Genomic DNA, 17,857 nt, shown 5'->3' with positions numbered 1-17,857 from the left:
GTTCACTCACTGCCTGACGAGCAGTGCCACGGGGCTGTCCGTGAGCAGGTCCGCCAGCGGGCAGGGGCCCTCGAAGGTGCGGTCGGTCAGCGCGTCGCGCCACTGCCCGGCGGGCAGCGGCAGCACGGTCCCCGCCCAGCCGCCGCGCTCCGCGAGGCGGCGGGAGAGGCGGGTGGCCACCGGCAGCACGCGGTCCGCCCGCACGAACGCCACGCAGTGCGCGGCGGCCGGGCCGTCGGCGGACAGCGGCCGGTAGTCGCCGTCGGCGCCGAACCACTGCGGATGTGCGCGGCGCAGCCGCAGGGCGGTGACGGTCAGGCGCAGCTTCTCCCCCGCCCCGGCGGGCGGTTCACCGGACGGCAGCGGCTCGGGGAAGCGCTGCGGCGCCCGGTTGTCGGGGTCCACCAGGGCCCGGTAGGGGCGCTCGGTGCCCTGGTAGAGGTCGGGCACGCCCGGCATGGTGAGGTGCAGCAGCGCCATGCCCAGCGTGTTGCCACGGGCGGCGCCGTCCAGTTCGTCCGCCAGCGCGCCGAGCGCGCGCCCCGGCGGACCGCAGGGCCCGTCCTCGACGAGGCGTTCCACCTCGGCCTCGTAGGCGGCGTCCTGCTCGGTCCAACTGGTGCGCAGCCCGGCTTCGCGCACCGACTTGAGCACGGCGGGCAGCAGCCGGTCGCGGTCGGCCTCACCCAGTCCGAAGGCGGTCTGCCAGACCAGCCAGGCGGTGTGCCGGTCGGTACCGCCGCCGGTGACCTGCTCCAGCAGGGCGGTCCAGCGTTCGGGGCACTCGCTGAGCACCGCGAGCGAGGCGCGCACGTCCGCGCTGCGCTTGGCGTCGTGGGTGGACAGCACGGTGCCGGTGGCCGGCCAGTCCCGCTGGACGCGGGTGCAGAAGGCATGGAACTCGGCCGGGTCCACCGCGGGCCGTCCGGGGTCGCCGCCGACCTCCGCTGCGGAGAGCAGCGGGATGTAGCGGTAGAAGGCGGTGTCCTCCACGGACTTGGCCCGCAGCGCCGCGCTGACCTGGGCGAAGCGCGGGGCGAACTCGGGGTGGTCGCAGGCGAGTCGGCAGACCACGTCCAGTGTCTCCGCCTCCTCCGGCACGGCGAATGCGCTGCGTGCGTCCCGGGCGGCGGCGGTGAGCAGCGCCGTCTCCTCCGGCCCGGTCGGCGGGTACACGCGGTAGACGGGCAGTCTGACCAGGATCTCGCGTACGGCGGTGGCCAGGGCCCAGTCGGCGTGGTCGCGCAGTGCCGGGTCGGGCGAGTCGTCGAGGATGCGGCGGGCGGCCCGCACCAGGCGGGCGACCTCGGCGGCCAGCTCGTGGCCGATCACCTCGTGGGCGGCGGCGCGGACCGTCGCCGCCCAGTCGGCGCCGCGGTCGGCGGGGACGGCGGTGAACTTCGCATAGGAGCGGCTGAGTTCGCGCACGCCCTGCGGGTCGACGAACAGTCCGTCGAGGTGCCGGAGGGCGTCGTAGCCGGTGGTGCCGTCGGCGGGCCAGTCCGCCGGCAGCCGCTCGTCGGCGGCGAGGATCTTCTCCACCACCGTCCAGGTGCCGCCGGTGGCGGCGTGCAGGCGGCGCAGGTACCGGGCCGGGTCGGTGAGGCCGTCGGGGTGGTCGATGCGCAGTCCGTGGGCCACGCCGTCCCGCAGCAGGGCGAGGGCCCGCTCGTGGACGGCGCCGAAGACCTCCTCGTCCTCGACGCGGACGCCGATCAGCTCCGAGATGGAGAAGAACCGGCGGTAGTTGAGGTCGGTGCGGGCCAGGCGCCACCAGGCGAGCCGGTAGTGCTGGGCGTCGAGCAGTGCGGGCAGCGGCAGGTCCGCCGTGCCGTCGCGGAGCGGGAACCGGTGCGGGCCGTAGCGGAGTTCGCCGTTGACGACGGAGAGCGCGTCGAGTTGGGAGCCGAGTCGGCCGCCGAGGACGGGCAGCAGGATCCGGCCGCCGCCGGCCGCCCAGTCGATGTCGAACCAGCGGGCCCAGGGCGACTGCGGCCCGTGCCGCAGCACCTCCCACAGCGGCCGGTTGAGTGAGGTGTCGGCGGGCAGCGCCATGTGGTTGGGCACGATGTCGAGGACCAGCCGCAGCCCGTGCTCCGCGGCGGTCCGGGAGAGGGCCCGCAGTCCCTGCTCGCCGCCGAGTTCGGCGCGGACCCGGGCGGGGTCGGTCACGTCGTAGCCGTGGCCGGAGCCGGGCACGGCTTCCAGCACGGGCGACAGGTGCAGGTGGGAGACGCCCAGCGACGCCAGGTACGGCACGTCGAGCGCTGCGGCCGGAAGGGGGTAGTCCGGCTGGATCTGCAGTCGGTAGGTGGCGGTCGGGACCCGAGCGGAAGGCGCTGCCGGCGAGGACACACCGGAAGTCTTCGCCGGAGTGGACGAGCCGTCAAGGCGGCCCGCCGCGCGCCGGGCAGGTCGGGTTCCGCCACGTCGGCGGCGGCTCGCGCCCCCGCCGGTCGGCGGGGGCGGATCGTCCTGACGCCTGATCCACCGGCCGGGTCGGGCGTCCTACTCTGTTCCCGGCGCGCACGATCGCCACCCCCCGCCGGCGTCGGCCGGGGCTCCGGGACACCCCCGGTGCTCCCCGGTCGGCGCCTCGTGGCGCGGGCGGGCTCCACCCTCGGTTCGACGGGCGGGCCGCCCGCGCCTCGAAATGGCGCCCGGTGGGTGAACTCAGCTCTGCGCGGGCTCCAGACGCAGCGAGATCGAGTTGATGCAGTAGCGCTGGTCGGTGGGTGTGGGATAGCCCTCGCCGGAGAAGACATGCCCCAGGTGCGAGCCGCAGCGAGCGCAGCGCACCTCGGTGCGGGTCATGCCCATCGAGGAGTCGTGCAGCAGTTCGACGGCGTCGGAGTCGGCCGGGTCGAAGAACGACGGCCATCCGCAGTGCGAGTCGAACTTCGTGTCGGAGCGGAACAGCTCGCTGCCGCAGCCACGGCAGCTGTACACGCCCTCGGTCCTGGTGTCGGTGTACTCGCCGACGAAGGCGGGCTCGGTGCCGGCGTTCCTCAGTACCCGGTACTCCTCGGGGCTCAGCTCGGCGCGCCACTGCTCGTCGGGCTTCTCGATCTCGTAGGACATCAGCCGTGGTCTCCGTTCTCCAGGCGGGACAGGATGCCGGGACCGAGGTCGGTCACGTCGCCTGCCCCCATGGTGAGAACAAGGTCCCCCGGCCGGGTCATTCCGGCCAGCAGTCCGGGGATCTCCGCCATGCTGTGCACGGGCCGGGTGTCGGCGCCCGCGGCTCGGGCCGCGTCGACGATGAGTGCGCTGGTCACACCCGGGATCGGGTCCTCCCGGGCCGGGTAGATGTCCAGCACCGCGGAGGCGTCGGCCAGGGCCAGGGCCTGGCCCATCTCGGTGCCGAGCTCCTGGGTGCGGCTGAACAGGTGCGGCTGGAAGACGACGAGCACCCGGCTGCCGGGGCGGTCGGCGAGGGCGCCGCGGATCGCGGCGAGGTCCGCGGTCATCTCGGTGGGATGGTGGGCGTAGGAGTCGATCACCTGCACGCCGGCCGCCTCACCGAGCAGCTGGAGGCGGCGCTTCACTCCGGTGTAGGAGGCGAGCGCGGGCGCGAGCACGGCGGGCTCGATGCCGGCGGCGGCGCCCGCGGCGAGCGCGGCGACCGCGTTGTGCGCGTAGTGGCTGCCGGGTACGGAGACGGTGAACGTCAGCCGCTCACCGCCGATCTCGGCGGTGACCTCGCTGGTCAGGCCGCGCGGCACGACGGACAGCACCCGCACGTCGGCGTCCGCCGACTCGCCGTAGGTGACCACGGTCAGGCCGTCCCGACCGCGGACGCGGGAGGTCAGTTCGCGCGCACCCTCGTGGTCCGCGGAGACCACCAGCGTCCCGCCGGGCCGGACCCGGCCGACGAACGTCTCGAAGGAGGCGTGGATCTCCTCCATCGACGCGTAGTTGGCGTGGTGGTCCAGCTCCACGTTGAGGATGATGGCGACCTCGGGCGCGTAGCGGTGGAAGCTGCGGTCGCTCTCGTCCGCCTCGGCGACGAAGATCTCGCCCGTGCCGTGGTGGGCGTTGGAACCGGGCGCGTCCAGGTCGCCGCCGATGGCGTAGGACGGGTCGAGGCCGAGGCTGCGCAGGCTGACGGCGAGCATCGACGTGGTGGTGGTCTTGCCGTGGGTGCCGGCGACGGCGACGGGGCGCAGCCCGTCCATGAGGGCGGCGAGCGCGTCCGAGCGGTGCACCACCGGGATGCCGAGCTGCTCGGCGGCCTTCAGCTCCGGGTTGTCCGCGCGGATGGCGGAGGAGACGACAACGGCGGTGCTCGCCGCGTCGAGGTGCTCGGCGGCGTGGCCCAGGTGCACGGTGGCGCCCAGTGCGCGCAGCGCCACGACGGACGCCGACTCCCGGCTGTCACTGCCGGCCACCTTCGCTCCGCGCTGGGCGAGGATCTTCGCGATGCCCGACATACCGGCTCCGCCGATACCGACGAAGTGCGGCCTGTCCATGCCGGGCGGGGCAGCCGGTGCCATGTGCGGGTCTCCCTCAGGTCGTCCTCGGTCCGGCCAGGGTGCGGCCGGTTCCTGAGGGATTCTCGCACTCCCCGGCGGCGCCCCGGCCCGCCCCCGCCGAGCGGGGACGGCCGTGCGGCCGGGGCCGCTTCCCCGGGGGAGGGGGCGTCAGTCGTCGCCCTCGGCGAGTTCGGCCTCGGCCGTGTCTGGCCGGTGGCCGGGCAGTGCGGAACGCGCCGACGCCTCCCGGTGCAGCCGCAGGAACTCCAGGTGCCGCTCGTACTGGTCGAGGATGTCGCCGATGAGCTGCTCCTTGCTGTAGCCCATCACGTCGTAGCCCTGGCTGCCCTCTCCCAGGTGCACCTCGAAGCGCACGTAGGTGTCGTGCTCGGTGACCGAGCGGGTGGCGAAGGCCGGCGCGGCGGTCTCGATGGGCCACACCCGGTAGAGGAACTCCTCCCGCCCGCCGATCGGCACCCTGATGCACACGTGCGGGATGCCCACGGTCTCGTCCGGCTCCTCCGTGACCTGCGCGTCCACGCCCTGGCTCTGCAGTTCTGCGGCGACCTCCTGGAGCGCCGGGCGGCACACCTCGACCACGAAGCGCTGTCCGGCGCGCTTGCCGGGGTAGGACAGTGCCCGGGTCAGCCGCTGGCGCCAGTTGCGGCCGGCGACCTGGTCGCGGTGCGTGCGCCCGGACAGGGACGCGGGCAGGGACGTGCTCAGGGCGTCCTCGCGCATGCGTTCGGTGCGCAGTGCCTTGTAGAGCCCCCACATGATCAGGAACATCACGAACGAGAACGGCAGCCCCATGATGATGGTGGCGCTGGTCAGCGCGTCCACTCCGCCGACCAGCAGCATCGCCAGGGTGAGCAGGCCGGTGGCCGCCGCCCAGAAGATCCGCACCCAGGCCGCGGCGTCGGTGATCGGCGTGGGCAGGTGGGAGCTGAGATTGCTCATCACCAGAGCGCCGGAGTCGGCGGAGGTGACGTAGAGCAGCAGACCGACGAAGGTGGCCAGACCGGCGCTGAACGTCGCTCCCGGGTACTGGGCGAGCAGCCCGTAGAACCCCTGCTCGGGCGACTCCACCGCGTTCGTTCCGAACGCGTCGTTGCCGCCGCGGACCACGCTGAGCGCGCTGTTGCCGAACACGGAGAGGAAGGTCAGCGTGAACAGGAACGGGATCACCAGAGTGGCGGCGACGAACTGGCGGATGGTGCGGCCCCGCGAGATGCGGGCCAGGAACAGTCCGACGAACGGCGCCCAGGCGATCCACCAGGCCCAGAAGAACAGCGTCCAGGCGTTGAGCCATTCGGTGGGCGGGTCGTAGGCGAAGGTGTTGAGGCTCATCGACGGGAAGCGGCTGACGTAGTCGCCGATGTTGAGGATGAGGCTGTTGAGCAGCCGGACGGGGCTGTCGACGACCAGCAGGAAGAACATCAGGAGGATCGCCAGCAGCACGTTGAGCTGGGAGAGCCGCCTGATACCGCGGTCCACGCCGGCCACCGCTGACACCGTGGCCATCAGCACCGCGACGACGATGAGGGAGATCTGCGCGGGAATCCCCTCGGGCACGCCGAAGAGGAAGTTCAGCCCGTAGTTGAGCTGCACCACGCCGATACCGAGCGACACCGAGATGCCGAAGACGGTACCGATGATGGCGGCGAGGTCGACCGAGTCGCCGATCCGGCCGTGGATGCGCCGGCCGATGAGCGGGTAGAGCGCGGAGCGGATGGCCAGGGGAAGCCGGTAGCGGAAGGCGAAGTAGCCCAGCGCCATGCCCATCAGCGCGTACATGGCCCAGCCGGTGATGCCGTAGTGGAAGAGCGTCCACACCACGGCCTGCCGGGCGGCCTCGACCGTCTCCGCGTCGCCTTCGGGCGGCGCCAGGTAGTGGTTCACCGGCCCGGCGACGGAGAAGAACATCAGGTCGATGCCGATGCCGGCGGCGAACAGCATCGCCGCCCAGGCGAACAACCCGTAGTCGGGCTTGGAGTGCTTGGGGCCAAGTTTGATGCTCCCGTACCGGGAGATCGCGACGTACACGACGAACAGCAGATAGAGCGTGGCGGCGAGGAAGTAGTACCAGCCGAATACGTTGGAGATCCAGTCCACCACGACGCCGATGGTGTTCTCGGCGCCTGTCGGCGTGATGATCGCCCAGATGGAGAGGGCCACGATCATGAACGAGGAGCCGATGAAGACCACCGGCTTCAGACGTGTCTCCCCCGGTGGTTCCGCCACCGGGGTGGCGATTGTCCCCTCAGCCGCGTTCCCGCTGTCTCCCTCGGTCGCCACGGTGATGTCCCTTCTGAGTGCGGTGTCGGCAGAAGTCGACGGTGGACGGCGTGTCCCGGCCCGGCGGTGGGGCGCGCACGTACGCGGAAGGCGGAGTCGTGCACGGCCGTTCCGCGTGCCCGGCCGGTGTCAGGCGAATGCGGCGCCGGCGGGCGTTCCGCCTGCGCGGGGCGGCTGGGACCACGTTCCGCAACACGTCCGCACCTTCCGGCGGAACGCAACAAGTCACCACGGGCTGATTATGATCCGGCCCACCGGCTTGATCAACGCACACGACACGGGCAAAACGGCCTACCGAATTTCCGTGCCCGCCGTTCCGGCCCGTTGTCTGTCGGCCTTCTGTCGGCCTTCTGTCGGCTTTCTGTCCACGTCGCGGGTCCGGCCGTGGCCAGGCGTCAGTCGGAGTGGGCGAACAGCTTGAGTACGGGAACGCCCACCTTGTGCCGGGCCCGGGAGGCCCAGTCTCGGTGGAAGAACTCCTCCACCAGGTGGGGCGCGGTCAGCACGATCACCTCGTCGGCCCCGGTCTGCTCGACCACCGAGGTGAGCAGGTCCAGCGGGTGGTGCTCGATGATCTGCCCGACCGCCTCCGCGCCCGCGTCGCGCAGCGATCTCAGTGAGTGCTCCAGGGCGAGGCGGGCCGGGGGCAGCGCCTCCTCCCCCTCGGGCTCGTCGCCCTCCTGCACGGCGTCGACCAGTTCACCCAGAGCCACGTCGTCCAGTGCGCGCAGCAGCCGGTCCTGGTCCCCACGCGGCTGCATGAGCACGACGAAGGAGACCTCCTCCTCGCCGTGAAGCGTCGTGACGAGGTCCACGTCCGCGGACACCAGCGGCTTCTCGATCATCAGTACGCTCGTGAACACTGCCGGTGCCCTTCTCTTCCACGGCTCCCGCCGGAGCCGCACAGAAACCATCCTGCCCCGAGTCCGCACGGGGTGCGCGTTCTTCAGTCTGCCCGACCGACGATAAACGGAACGTGTCATTCCGCTACTTGACGGGCCCGTCGGTAGCGGGTGAACAGGTATCCGGTCTCCTCCAGCACGGCCTCCAGCGAGAAGTCCGCCGGGACCGCGAGCGCGGGGCCGCTGGTGATGCGCTCGGCCTCTCCCCCGGCGAGCCGCGGGGACACCGTCAGGCACAGCTCGTCCAGCACACCCGCCGCCGCGAACTGGCCGAGCACCCGCGGACCGCCCTCCGTGAGCAGCCGCGTCAGCCCGCGCGCGGCGAGCACACCCGGCACCCGCCCGGGATCCGCCCCCGCGCCGTCGCCGGCGACCAGCACCTCCGCCCCCGCCCGGCGGGCCGCGGCGACCCGCTCCGGCGGGGCCTGTGCTCCGGTGACCACCAGCGTCGGGGTGAGCGGCCCGGTGAACAGCGGCGCCGAGAAGTCCAGGTCCAGCCCCGCGCTGACCACCGCCACAGCCGGGGCCGGCGTCTGCCCGGCCGCCGCTCGCCGGGCGGCGAACGCCTCCCGAGCGCGGGCCGGCCGGTAGCCCTCCCGGCGAACCGTTTCAGCACCGACGACCACCGCGTCCGCCAGCGCGCGCAGCACTCCGAAGACGCGCATGTCGGCGGCGCCGGACAGCGGCTGGGAGCGCCCCTGGTGATGGGCGGCGCCGTCCACGGACGCGACCATGTTGGCCCGCAGCCAGCCGGACCCGTCCCCGGGCGGATAGGCGTACGCGTCGGCCAGCTCGTCGAGGCTCCACTGGCGATCGGCGGAATCGGACTGGTGGGCGGAGACGGGGAACAGACGTCGCATGCGTCGCAGTGTGGCACGGGCCACTACCGGGCCGCCCGCCCTGCCGGGCGCCGTAGAGTTGACCGAGTGCCGACCTCCGCAGCCTCCCCGCAGCCGCCCGCTCCCCCCGCCGGCGGGCGTCCGGCGTCCCTGACCGGCAGGGAGCCGCACGTCCCGGCCGAACGCCTGGTCGCCGAGCTGGTGCCGCCGCCGCGCTTCGACGCGGTGCGCTTCGACACCTACGTGCCCGACCCCGGGCAGCCCAGCCAGGCGGAGGCGGTCCGCGTGCTCGGCGGCTTCGCCGCCGGCCTGGGCGGCGCGACGGCCTCCGGCGACGGCCGGCTCCGCCGGTTCTGGCGGCGGTCGGCCCCGGCTGCCGCCGAGGGCCCGCGCGGCGTCTACCTGGACGGCGGTTACGGCGTCGGCAAGACCCACCTGCTGGCCTCGCTGTGGCACGCGACACCGGCGCCGCCCGAGCACAAGGCGTTCGGCACCTTCGTCGAGCTGACGAACCTGGTCGGCGCGCTCGGTTTCCAGCAGACCGTGCGCACGCTGGGCGAGCACCGCCTGCTGTGCATCGACGAGTTCGAACTGGACGACCCGGGCGACACCGTGCTGGTGTCCAGCCTGCTCAGCCGCCTCGTCGAGTCGGGCGTGGCACTGGCCGCCACCTCCAACACCCTGCCCGGCAAGCTGGGCGAGGGCCGCTTCGCGGCGGCGGACTTCCTCCGGGAGATCCAGGGGCTGTCCGCGCACTTCCGGCCGCTGCGCATCGACGGCGAGGACTACCGCCACCGCGGCCTGCCGCAGGCCCCGCCGCCGCTGGACGGCGAGCAGGTCACCCGGGCCGCACACCGCACCCCGGGAGCCTCGCTGGACGACTTCCCCGCCCTGCTGGACCACCTCTCCCGGGTCCACCCCAGCCGTTACGGGGCGCTGTGCGACGGCGTCTCGGCGGTCTGCCTCACCGACGTCACACCCGTGCCGGACCAGTCGACGGCGCTGCGCCTGGTGGTGCTGGCCGACCGGCTGTACGACCGCGAGGTGCCGGTGCTGGCCTCGGGCCGGCCGTTCGACCAGTTGTTCAGCGAGGAGATGCTGTCCGGCGGGTACCGCAAGAAGTACTTCCGGGCGATCTCCCGGCTGACCGCCCTGGCACGCGACGCCAAGAGCCTGACCGGCTCGTGAAGGCCGTGACTCAGGCGCCGTAGCCGGGAGGCGCCGGCACGGCCTGCTCGGCGGCGCGGCTCGTCCGCTCCCAGGCCGCCCAGGTCTCCTGCCGCCCGCGGGTGATGTCGAACGCCAGGTCGTAGACGGCGCTGCCCAGCAGCAGCCGCAGGGGCGGCTCCTCACTGTCGACCAGTTCCAGCACGGCCCGCGCGGCCAGCTCGGGAAGGCTGTCGACGGACCCTTCGGCGAACTGCTTCTCCAGTTCGGCCCGCAGGGGCGCGTAGGCGACCATGGGCGTGGTGGCGGCCAGGCCGGTGGTGTAGAGACCGGTCCAGTAGCCGCCGGGCTCGACCAGGGTGACCTTCACCCCGAAGGGCGCCACCTCGGCGGCCAGTGCCTCACTCATGCCCTCCAGGGCGGACTTGCTGGCGCCGTACAGTCCGGACAACGGGTATCCGGCCAGCGCGCCGATGCTGGACACCTGCACGAGGTGGCCGCCACCCTGCGCCCGCAGGTGGGGAAGCACGGCCTGGCTCACCCACAGCGCGCCGAAGAAGTTGGTGTCGAACTGCGCGCGGGCCTCGGCCTCGGTGAACTCCTCGACCATCCCCGCCGCGAGGAAGCCCGCGTTGTTCACCACCACGTCGAGCCGGCCGAAGTGCCGCACGGCGGTGTCGACCGAGTTGCGCACGGCGTCCCGGTCGGTGACGTCCAGGGGCAGGGTGAGCAGCCGGTCGCCGTGTTCGGCGGCCGGGGCAGCCAGCCCGTCGAGGGTCCTGGCGACGGCGACGACCCGGTCCCCGGCGGCGAGCGCGGCCTCGGTGAACGCCAGCCCCAGGCCCCGGCTCGCCCCGGTGACGAACCAGACCCGGTCGGCGGAGAGCGGCTTCGAGGCGGAGGGGGTGTGCGGGGCGGCGGCGGGCACGGTCATGGGGATTCCTTCACTTCGGCGGCGTACTCGGTGGACACGCAGGGCCCGGCGGTCTCGCGGTCCGGAGCAGGCTCGGCGATACAGGTGGGTGCCTTCGCACCTTAGCGAGACGATACGCGCCGTCTCGCTTGCGTCAAGCGTACATCGATTGCGCTGCCCGCCTCGACCGAAGGGGTCAGTCCGCGCGCCCCCGGCCGACCACCGGGCTAGGTTCGCAGCGTGATCATCCCACTCCGAAGAGTTGTCCTGGCGCTCAGCGTGCTCGCCCTCACCGCCACCGCGGCCTGCGGCAGCACGGAAGCCCCCGCCTCGAAGGCGGCCGCCCCGCAGGCCGTCGCACCCCAGCAGAAGGCGGGCCCGGCCGCGGACGCCGCCCCGCAGAAGCCCATGACCCTGCCCGCCACCGCCAGCGGACGGGCCGCCGTCTTCCTCAACGGTCCCCGCGACACCGCCGACAGGACCGTGGCGCTCACCTTCGACGCCGACATGACGGCCGACCAGACCGACCGCGCCGCCGGCGGCGAGCGGTTCGACAACCCCGACCTGATCTCCGTGCTGCGCCGGGAGAAGGTGCCGGCCACCGTCTTCATGACGGGCATGTGGGCGCGCACCTACCCCGGTCAGGCCCGGTCGATCGGACGTGACCCGCTGTTCGAGGTGGGCAACCACTCCTTCTCCCACCACGCCTTCACCGGACCGTGCCACGGGCTGCCGGTGCTGGACCCGGGCCGTCAGCGCGCCGAGGTCCGCGAGGGGTTCGCCGCCCTGCGCGCGGCCGGCGTGCCGGAACCGGTGCCGTACTTCCGCTTTCCCGGCGGCTGCCACGACGACGCGGCGCTGCGCGCGGTGGGCGCCGAGGGCGCGACCGCGATCCAGTGGGACGTGATGAGCGGCGACCCGTTCAACGACGACGCGGACGACGTGGTGTCCCGGGTGCTCGACGGGGTGCGGCCGGGGTCGGTGGTGGTGATGCACTGCACGCTCAGCGCGGCGCCGGCGACCGCCGAGGCGGTCCGCCGCCTCGTGCCGGAGCTCCGTGAGCGGGGCTACCGGTTCGTGAAGGTCTCCGACCTCGTCGCCGCCTCGGTCAGCTGAGCCGGGAACCTGGCCTCACCGCTGCCCGTTGACAGGTGTGAGGCCCCGCGACGTCCCCCCGATCGCGGGGCCTCACCAGCGTTCTGACCCTCCCTCAGGCAGATCCCTCGCTCAGCCGGGCCCCTCGCGCTCCGAGGCGGCTTCTCCTCCACCGCCCCTACCGCCCCTACCGCCCCCGCCGTTCGCCCGGCGGCGGGCACCGGAGGACGGGAGCTGCCGCGGCCGTGCCGCCCGCCAGGTCAGCCCGCGGCGCCTGCCCCGTCCCGAGTCCTCCTGCAGCAGTCCCGGCGGCGGACCGCCCAGCTCGGGGAAGTCCGCACGCAGACCGCGTACCAGGGAGTACATCATCAGGAACGCTATGAAGAAGAACGGCAGTCCCACCACGGTGATGACCTGCTCCAGCGCGGCGAGCCCGCCGGTGCCGGTCGCGGCGATCAGCGTGCCGGCGACCACGCCCTCCGTGATCGCCCAGAACACCCGCTGCCGGGTCGGGCTCTGCCCCTCGTCGGTGCCGACGGTGAGCACGTCCACCACGAGCGAGGCGGAGTCGGCCGAGGTGGTGAAGAAGATGACCACGATGAGGACCGACACCGCTGCCAGGAAGGTCGCGAACGGGAAGCTGTCCAGGAAGGCGAAGAGCGCGCCGGGGATGTCGTTCTGCTCGACGACCTCGTCGACCAGGTCGGCGGTGCCGTCCATCTGGAGGCGGATCGCTGAGAGCCCGAAGACGCTGAACCACACGATGGTGAAGGCGGTCGGCAGCGCCAGCACGCCCAGGACGAACTCGCGGATGGTGCGGCCCTTGGAGATGCGGGCGATGAAGATGCCCACGAACGGCGACCAGGTGATCGTCCACGCCCAGTAGAAGACCGTCCAGCTGCCCTGCCAGCCGCTGTCGGCGAACGTGTCGTTCCAGAACGACAGCGGCACCAGCGAGCTGAGGTAGGTGCCCGTCGTCTCGATGACGCCGCGCAGCAGGAACAGCGTGGGACCGGCCACCAGGACGAAGAGCAGCAGGCCGACGGCCATGCTGATGTTGATGTTCGACAGCCGCTTGATGCCCTTGTCCAGGCCGGCCGCCACGGAGGCCGTCGCGATGGCGGTGACCACCACGATGATGGCGAGCTGCACGGTCCTGCTCTCCGCGATGCCGAACAGCTCGGACAGCCCGCTGTTGATCTGCATCGTGCCCAGGCCGATGGAGACGGCGACGCCGAAGAGCGTGCCCATCACCGCGGTGATGTCGACGGTCTTGCCGATCGGGCCGTGGATGCGCTCGCCCAGGATCGGGTGCAGGATCGAGCTGACCCGGAAGGGCAGGCCCCGCCGGTGGATGAAGTAGGCGAAACACAGGCCGGGCAGGCAGAAGATCGTCCAGGTGTGCAGGCCGAAGTGGTACAGCGAGTACGCCATCGCCATCTCCGCAGCCTCCACCGACTGCGGGTCGACCCCGCTCTGCGGCGGGACGGCGAAGTGGCTGATCGGCTCGGCGACACCCCAGAACATCAGGATCGTGCCGATCCCGGCGGCGAAGAGCATCGCGAACCAGGCCCGGTTGCTGTACTCCGGCCGCGACCCCTGGGGTCCCAGCCGTACGTGCCCGTACCGACTGACGGCGATCCAGAACAGGAAGATCAGGAACGAGGTGACGCCCAGGATGTAGAACCAGCCCAGGCTGCGCTTCAACCAGTCCGACGCGACACGGAACACGGAGTCGACCTGGTCCGTCAGCAGGATGGTGGCGGCGACGAAGACCAGCGTGAGCGCCGCCGAGGTGAAGAAGATGACGGAGTCGGTCCTGAGCCCCAGTCTGCGTTGCAGCCGGTCCAGGAAGGCCAGTAGAGAGTGCATCAAGACGTCCCTGACGTGGGGTTTTCAAGTCGGTTGGTGGTCGGGCCGCTCCGGCGCACGCTATCCCACGCCGGTGTGGGGGCCCTGGGCGGTACCGGCCCGGCGAGGCAGGCAGGCGCGCCTGCCGCGAAGTGGCACCCGTCGGTGGACCGATGCCCGGTACCACCGCACTCGGCGCAACGACCGCCACCCTTTCGAAGGACTGCCGGCGACACCGCCGCACAGTGGTGTACCCCCGAACACCGCACTCCGATCATCGGATTGTCCATCGGTACGAAGGGGTGCATGTGACGTCAGCAACAAGGACAGCGGTGTTCGGTGCTCTCGGGGCCATGGTGCTGGTCGCCACGGTGGCCGGGCCGGTGGGTGCCGGTCCGGCGACCGCCGCCGGATCTCCCGGTGCGGACCCGCTCGCGGACCTGCACGGCGGCACGTTCACCGGTCGGCTCTCGACGGCCCGGGAGCACCCCGATCCGCCGTGGGCGGCCCGGCCCCTGGCGCCGCGCCCCGGTGCCGTACGGCCCGGCGCCGAACGCCCAGGTGCCGAGCGGCACGGCGCAGCCGAGGCCCGCGGCGTGGCGGTGGCCGGCAGCCGGGCCGCGGAGGCCGGAGTGGACTGGCGTCCGTGCGCGGCCGAGGAAAGGCTGCCGGAGCCGGTGCGCTGCGGCACGGTCACCGTGCCGGTCGACTACCGGAACCCGGACGGCGACACCCTGGACCTCACCGTGAGCCGCCTCGCCGCGACGGGCGACCAGCAGGACCGGCAGGGGCCACTGCTCTACAACCCGGGCGGGCCCGGCGGCAGCGGCATGAACTTCCCGCTGTACTCGCTGGTGCTCGGCGGCACCTGGAAGAAGCTCAACACCGCCTACGACCTGGTGGGGTTCGCACCGCGAGGCGTCGGCAGGTCCGCGCCGCTGTCGTGCCAGGATCCGAAGGAGTACTGGCAGGCCCCCAACCCGTCGCCGCGCGAACCGTCGGAGGAGTTCAAGCGGCAGAAGAACGCCGAGGCCGCCCGCTACGCGGAGGGCTGCGCGCAGCGGCAGGGCGACCGGCTCGGCCACTCCACGACCGCCGACAACGCCCGCGACCTGGACGTGCTGCGGGCGGCGCTGGGCAGCGACCGCCTGTCCTACCTGGGTGTCTCCTACGGCACCTACATCGGCTCGGTGTACGCCACGTTCTTCCCCGAGCGGGTCCGCCGGCTGGTGCTGGACTCCGTCGTCGACCCCGACCCGGCGAAGATCTGGTACGGCTCCAACCTGGCCCAGTCGCTGGCCTTCGAGGACCGGTGGAGCGACTGGAAGATCTGGGTCGCCGGACACCACGACGTCTACGGCCTGGGCCGGACCGAGGCGGAGGTGCAGCGCTCCTTCGACGCGGTCCGCGACGAGTTGGAGCGGGAGCCGGCGAACGGCGAGGTGGGGCCGCGCGAACTGCTGGAGAGCTACCTCGACACCGGCTACAGCGACGAGGTGTGGGCGCGGCGCGCCTACGAGCTGGCCGAGTTCCGCAAGGGCAACCGCAAGCCGCTGGTCGGCACCGCCCGGCGCGACCCGCGCCGCGCGGTCGCCGCGGAGAACAGCTCCGCGGTGTACACCTCCACGCAGTGCGGTGACGCGCCCTGGCCGCGGAACTGGTCCCGCTGGGACCGGGACAACACCGAACTGGCCCGCAAGGCGCCGTTCGAGACCTGGGAGAACGCGTGGCTGAACCTGCCGTGCGCCTACTGGCAGGGCGAGCAGCGCGAGCCGGTGGAGGTGGGCACGGCGCCCGGTGAGCTGCCGCCGGTGCTGCTGCTGGCGGCGACCGGTGACGCGGCGACCCCGTACGAGGGGGCGCTGGAGGTGCGGCGGCGGCTGCCCGGGTCGGTGCTCGTCACCGAACGCGACGCGGGCTCGCACGGGTTGTCCGGCGGACCGAACTCCTGCGTCAACACGCATCTGGAGGGCTACCTGCTGGAGGGCACCGTGCCGGACGGCGACACCGACTGCGAGGGCCGGCCGTCGCCCGAGCCGGTGTACGGCGAGGTGCAGCGGCGCGCGCTGCCCGGCGCGGGCGACGAGCCGCGTCCTGCGGTGGCCGGCCGCTGACGTCGAGCCGCCGCCGGGGGCACGGCCGGTGTCCCCGGCGGCGGACGGGACGGTTCAGGCCAGTCCGGCGACCAGTTCGGCGACGGCGCGGCGGCGTCCCGTGTAGAACGGCACCTCCTCGCGCACGTGCAGACGCGCCTCCGAGGCCCGCAGGTGGCGCATCAGGTCGACGATGCGGTACAGCTCGTCCGCCTCGAAGGCCAGCAGCCACTCGTAGTCGCCGAGGGAGAAGGACGCGACGGTGTTGGCGCGCACGTCGGGGAAGCCGCGGGCCATCTTGCCGTGGTCGGCGAGCATCCGGCGACGGTCCTCGTCGGGCAGCAGGTACCACTCGTAGCTGCGCACGAAGGGGTAGACGCTGACGTACTCGCGGGCCTGCTCGTCGGCGAGGAACGCGGGGACGTGCGACTTGTTGAACTCCGCCGGGCGGTGCAGCGCCATGTTCGACCACACCGGCACCAGCGCGCGTCCCAGCCGGGTGCGGCGGAAGAGGTTGTACGCCTCCTGGAGCGCGTCGGAGGTCTCCGCGTGCCACCAGACCATGACGTCGGCGTCGGCGCGCAGGCCGGACACGTCGTAGGTGCCGCGCACCACGATGTCCTTGGCGGCGAGCTGCTCGAACAGCTCCTCGACCTCCTCCGCGTATCCGGACCGGTCGGCGGGGAGCACGTCGCGCAGCCGGAAGACCGACCACAGGGTGTAGCGGATGACCTCGTTGAGGTCCTTGGCCTTCTTGCCCGCGTTGGGGGCTTTCTCCGGTGCAGCAGTCATGGCCCTATTCTCGCCCCTGCCCGCCCGACGCCCGCGCCAGGGTCTGCTCGGCTGCCTGCCGGCCCCCGGCCACGCACGCCGCGATGCCCAGGCCGTCGTAGGCGGCGCCGCACACGGCGAGCCCTGGCACCCGCGCGACGGCGTCGCGGACCGCGGCGACCCGGTCGACGTGCCCCACCGCGTACTGCGGCAGGCCCGCGTGCCAGCGGGTGACGGCGGTGTCGACGGGGGTGGCGGTGAGGCCGACGGCCTCCTTGAGGTCGTGCAGCGAGAGGTCGACCAGTTCGCCGTCCTCCCGGTCCAGCAGCGCCTCCTCGCCGAGCCGGCCCACGGAGGTGCGCAGCACGAACAGTCCGGGGTCCTGGTCCGCGATCCACCGCCACTTGTTGGAGGCGAAGGTGGACGCCTTGATGGTGCGCCCGTCCACCGGCGGCACCAGGAAGCCGCTGCCGGTGGGCGGTTCGGCGATGTCCGCGCGGCGGAAGGCGAGCGTGCACAGCGCCATGGACGCGTACGCGATGCCGGACAGCCCGGTGGCGGCGGCCGGTGCCTGCTCGGCGAGCAGCCGGGCGGCGGCCGGGGCGGGCACGGCGATCACCACGGCGTCGGCCTCGTGTACAGCGTGCAGGGCATGTGAGCCGTGCGTGCCGGTGACCTGCCAGCCGTGGCCGGTCCTGCGCAGGCCGCGCACGTCCGCGCCGAGCACGATCTCACCGCCGGCGGCCCGCACCGCGTCGGCGACGGCCTGCGGCAGGCGGCCCACGCCGCCGCTGACGCCCATGAAGACGGGTGCGTCGACCGGGGCGGCGGCGGCCCGCTGCCGGACGGCCCGGACGGCGGCGAGCAGCGACGGTTCGCTGCGGACCGCCTCGAACAGCTGGGGCACTGCGGCCCGCAGCGAGATCCGGTAGGCGTCGCCCGCGTAGACACCGCCCAGCAGCGGCTCGACGAGGCGGTCGACGACCTCGCGGCCGAGCCGTTCGGCAACGAAGGTGCCGATGGCGACGTCGGTGCCGTCGGTGCCCAGGTCGGTGGGCGGCAGGTCCGCTTCCTCGCCGATGCGGGCCCGGCCCTCGGCGGACAGCACCTCGCCGACGGTTCCGGGGCCGTCGGGCACGCCCATGACGTGGCCGGCGGGCATGGGGCGGACGGCGCCCCTGGTCCAGATGGCGCCGCCGGCGACGGCCGGCGGCTGGAGCGCGCCGGTGAGGCCGACGGCCCGCGCGAGGTCCACGGCTTCGGGGCGCCGGGCGAGCAGCGACTCGGCGCCCAGGTCGACGGTGCTGCCCGCGACGCTTCCGGTCATGAGCTTGCCGCCGAGCCGCTGCCCGGCCTCCAGCACCGTGACGTGGGCGCCGCCCTCGGTCAGCCGGTGGGCGGCGGCCAGTCCGCTGATGCCGCCGCCGACGACGATGACGCGCATGCCGGCCGC

13 protein-coding genes are annotated in these 17,857 nt (G+C 73.0%); 3 read left to right on the top strand and 10 right to left on the bottom strand.

What is annotated here, in order from left to right:
• Positions 1-6 precede the first annotated feature (6 nt).
• From treY to QNO07_RS17570, 6 genes are all read right to left on the bottom strand, one after another.
• Positions 7-2,355: a malto-oligosyltrehalose synthase gene (gene treY, locus QNO07_RS17595; protein WP_283993046.1), complete on the bottom strand. Its 2,349-nt coding sequence runs from the start codon at positions 2,353-2,355 to the stop codon at positions 7-9.
• Between the two features lie 318 nt (positions 2,356-2,673).
• Positions 2,674-3,081: a peptide-methionine (R)-S-oxide reductase MsrB gene (gene msrB / locus QNO07_RS17590; protein ID WP_283993045.1), complete on the bottom strand. Its 408-nt coding sequence runs from the start codon at positions 3,079-3,081 to the stop codon at positions 2,674-2,676.
• Entirely contained in the window at positions 3,081-4,496 is a 1,416-nt protein-coding gene (murC, locus tag QNO07_RS17585; RefSeq protein WP_283993044.1) for a UDP-N-acetylmuramate--L-alanine ligase, read from the bottom strand. The genes msrB and murC overlap by 1 nt, the downstream gene beginning before the upstream one ends.
• Positions 4,497-4,643: 147 nt before the next feature.
• The gene (gene betT, locus QNO07_RS17580) at positions 4,644-6,773 is read right to left on the bottom strand and encodes a choline BCCT transporter BetT (protein ID WP_283993043.1); all 2,130 of its coding nucleotides are present in this window, start codon (positions 6,771-6,773) and stop codon (positions 4,644-4,646) included.
• Positions 6,774-7,168: 395 nt separating this feature from the next.
• Positions 7,169-7,636, bottom strand: a complete 468-nt coding sequence (locus QNO07_RS17575) for an indole-3-glycerol phosphate synthase (RefSeq protein ID WP_283993041.1) — start codon at positions 7,634-7,636, stop codon at positions 7,169-7,171.
• A 116-nt stretch (positions 7,637-7,752) separates the two neighbouring features.
• A complete protein-coding gene (locus QNO07_RS17570) occupies positions 7,753-8,535 on the bottom strand; it encodes a pyrimidine reductase family protein (RefSeq protein WP_283993040.1) in 783 nt (260 codons plus the stop codon).
• A gap of 66 nt (positions 8,536-8,601) precedes the next feature.
• On the opposite strand from QNO07_RS17570, the gene zapE reads away from it, so the two are divergent.
• Positions 8,602-9,702, top strand: a complete 1,101-nt coding sequence (gene zapE / locus QNO07_RS17565; RefSeq protein WP_502961871.1) for a cell division protein ZapE — start codon at positions 8,602-8,604, stop codon at positions 9,700-9,702.
• Positions 9,703-9,712: 10 nt separating this feature from the next.
• Here zapE and QNO07_RS17560 read toward each other — a convergent pair whose 3' ends face one another.
• On the bottom strand, positions 9,713-10,615 hold the full coding sequence (locus tag QNO07_RS17560) for an SDR family NAD(P)-dependent oxidoreductase (RefSeq protein ID WP_283993038.1): 903 nt from the start codon (positions 10,613-10,615) through the stop codon (positions 9,713-9,715).
• Positions 10,616-10,834: 219 nt separating this feature from the next.
• On the opposite strand from QNO07_RS17560, the gene QNO07_RS17555 reads away from it, so the two are divergent.
• The gene (locus QNO07_RS17555) at positions 10,835-11,710 is read left to right on the top strand and encodes a polysaccharide deacetylase family protein (protein ID WP_283993037.1); all 876 of its coding nucleotides are present in this window, start codon (positions 10,835-10,837) and stop codon (positions 11,708-11,710) included.
• Between the two features lie 111 nt (positions 11,711-11,821).
• Here the strand turns inward: QNO07_RS17555 and QNO07_RS17550 are convergent, their stop codons facing one another.
• Positions 11,822-13,561, bottom strand: coding sequence for a BCCT family transporter (locus QNO07_RS17550; protein ID WP_283993036.1), 1,740 nt, complete (start codon positions 13,559-13,561; stop codon positions 11,822-11,824).
• Between the two features lie 311 nt (positions 13,562-13,872).
• On the opposite strand from QNO07_RS17550, the gene QNO07_RS17545 reads away from it, so the two are divergent.
• Positions 13,873-15,654: an alpha/beta hydrolase gene (locus QNO07_RS17545; RefSeq protein ID WP_283993035.1), complete on the top strand. Its 1,782-nt coding sequence runs from the start codon at positions 13,873-13,875 to the stop codon at positions 15,652-15,654.
• Between the two features lie 54 nt (positions 15,655-15,708).
• On the opposite strand, the gene hemQ is transcribed toward QNO07_RS17545, so the two are convergent.
• Together hemQ and hemG are read right to left on the bottom strand one after the other, a co-directional pair.
• Positions 15,709-16,425 (bottom strand): hydrogen peroxide-dependent heme synthase, encoded by a 717-nt coding sequence (gene hemQ / locus QNO07_RS17540; RefSeq protein WP_283993034.1) that lies wholly within the window; start codon positions 16,423-16,425, stop codon positions 15,709-15,711.
• A 4-nt stretch (positions 16,426-16,429) separates the two neighbouring features.
• Positions 16,430-17,848, bottom strand: a complete 1,419-nt coding sequence (gene hemG, locus QNO07_RS17535) for a protoporphyrinogen oxidase (RefSeq protein WP_283993033.1) — start codon at positions 17,846-17,848, stop codon at positions 16,430-16,432.
• Between the last annotated feature and the right edge of the window lie 9 nt (positions 17,849-17,857).

The organism is Streptomyces sp. 549 (assembly GCF_030124175.1).
Lineage (GTDB): Bacteria > Actinomycetota > Actinomycetes > Streptomycetales > Streptomycetaceae > Streptomyces.
The sequence above is the reverse complement of the archived record's forward strand: the minus strand, read 5'-3'. Positions and strand labels throughout refer to the sequence as shown.

What these genes read in the sequence shown, in the direction of transcription:
- msrB (WP_283993045.1), bottom strand. Translation starts at nt 3,081, where the DNA reads ATGTCCTACGAGATCGAGAAGCCCGACGAGCAGTGGCGCGCCGAGCTG.
- murC (WP_283993044.1), bottom strand. Translation starts at nt 4,496, where the DNA reads ATGGCACCGGCTGCCCCGCCCGGCATGGACAGGCCGCACTTCGTCGGT.
- QNO07_RS17570 (WP_283993040.1), bottom strand. Translation starts at nt 8,535, where the DNA reads ATGCGACGTCTGTTCCCCGTCTCCGCCCACCAGTCCGATTCCGCCGAT.
- QNO07_RS17560 (WP_283993038.1), bottom strand. Translation starts at nt 10,615, where the DNA reads ATGACCGTGCCCGCCGCCGCCCCGCACACCCCCTCCGCCTCGAAGCCG.
- QNO07_RS17550 (WP_283993036.1), bottom strand. Translation starts at nt 13,561, where the DNA reads ATGCACTCTCTACTGGCCTTCCTGGACCGGCTGCAACGCAGACTGGGG.
- hemQ (WP_283993034.1), bottom strand. Translation starts at nt 16,425, where the DNA reads ATGACTGCTGCACCGGAGAAAGCCCCCAACGCGGGCAAGAAGGCCAAG.
- hemG (WP_283993033.1), bottom strand. Translation starts at nt 17,848, where the DNA reads ATGCGCGTCATCGTCGTCGGCGGCGGCATCAGCGGACTGGCCGCCGCC.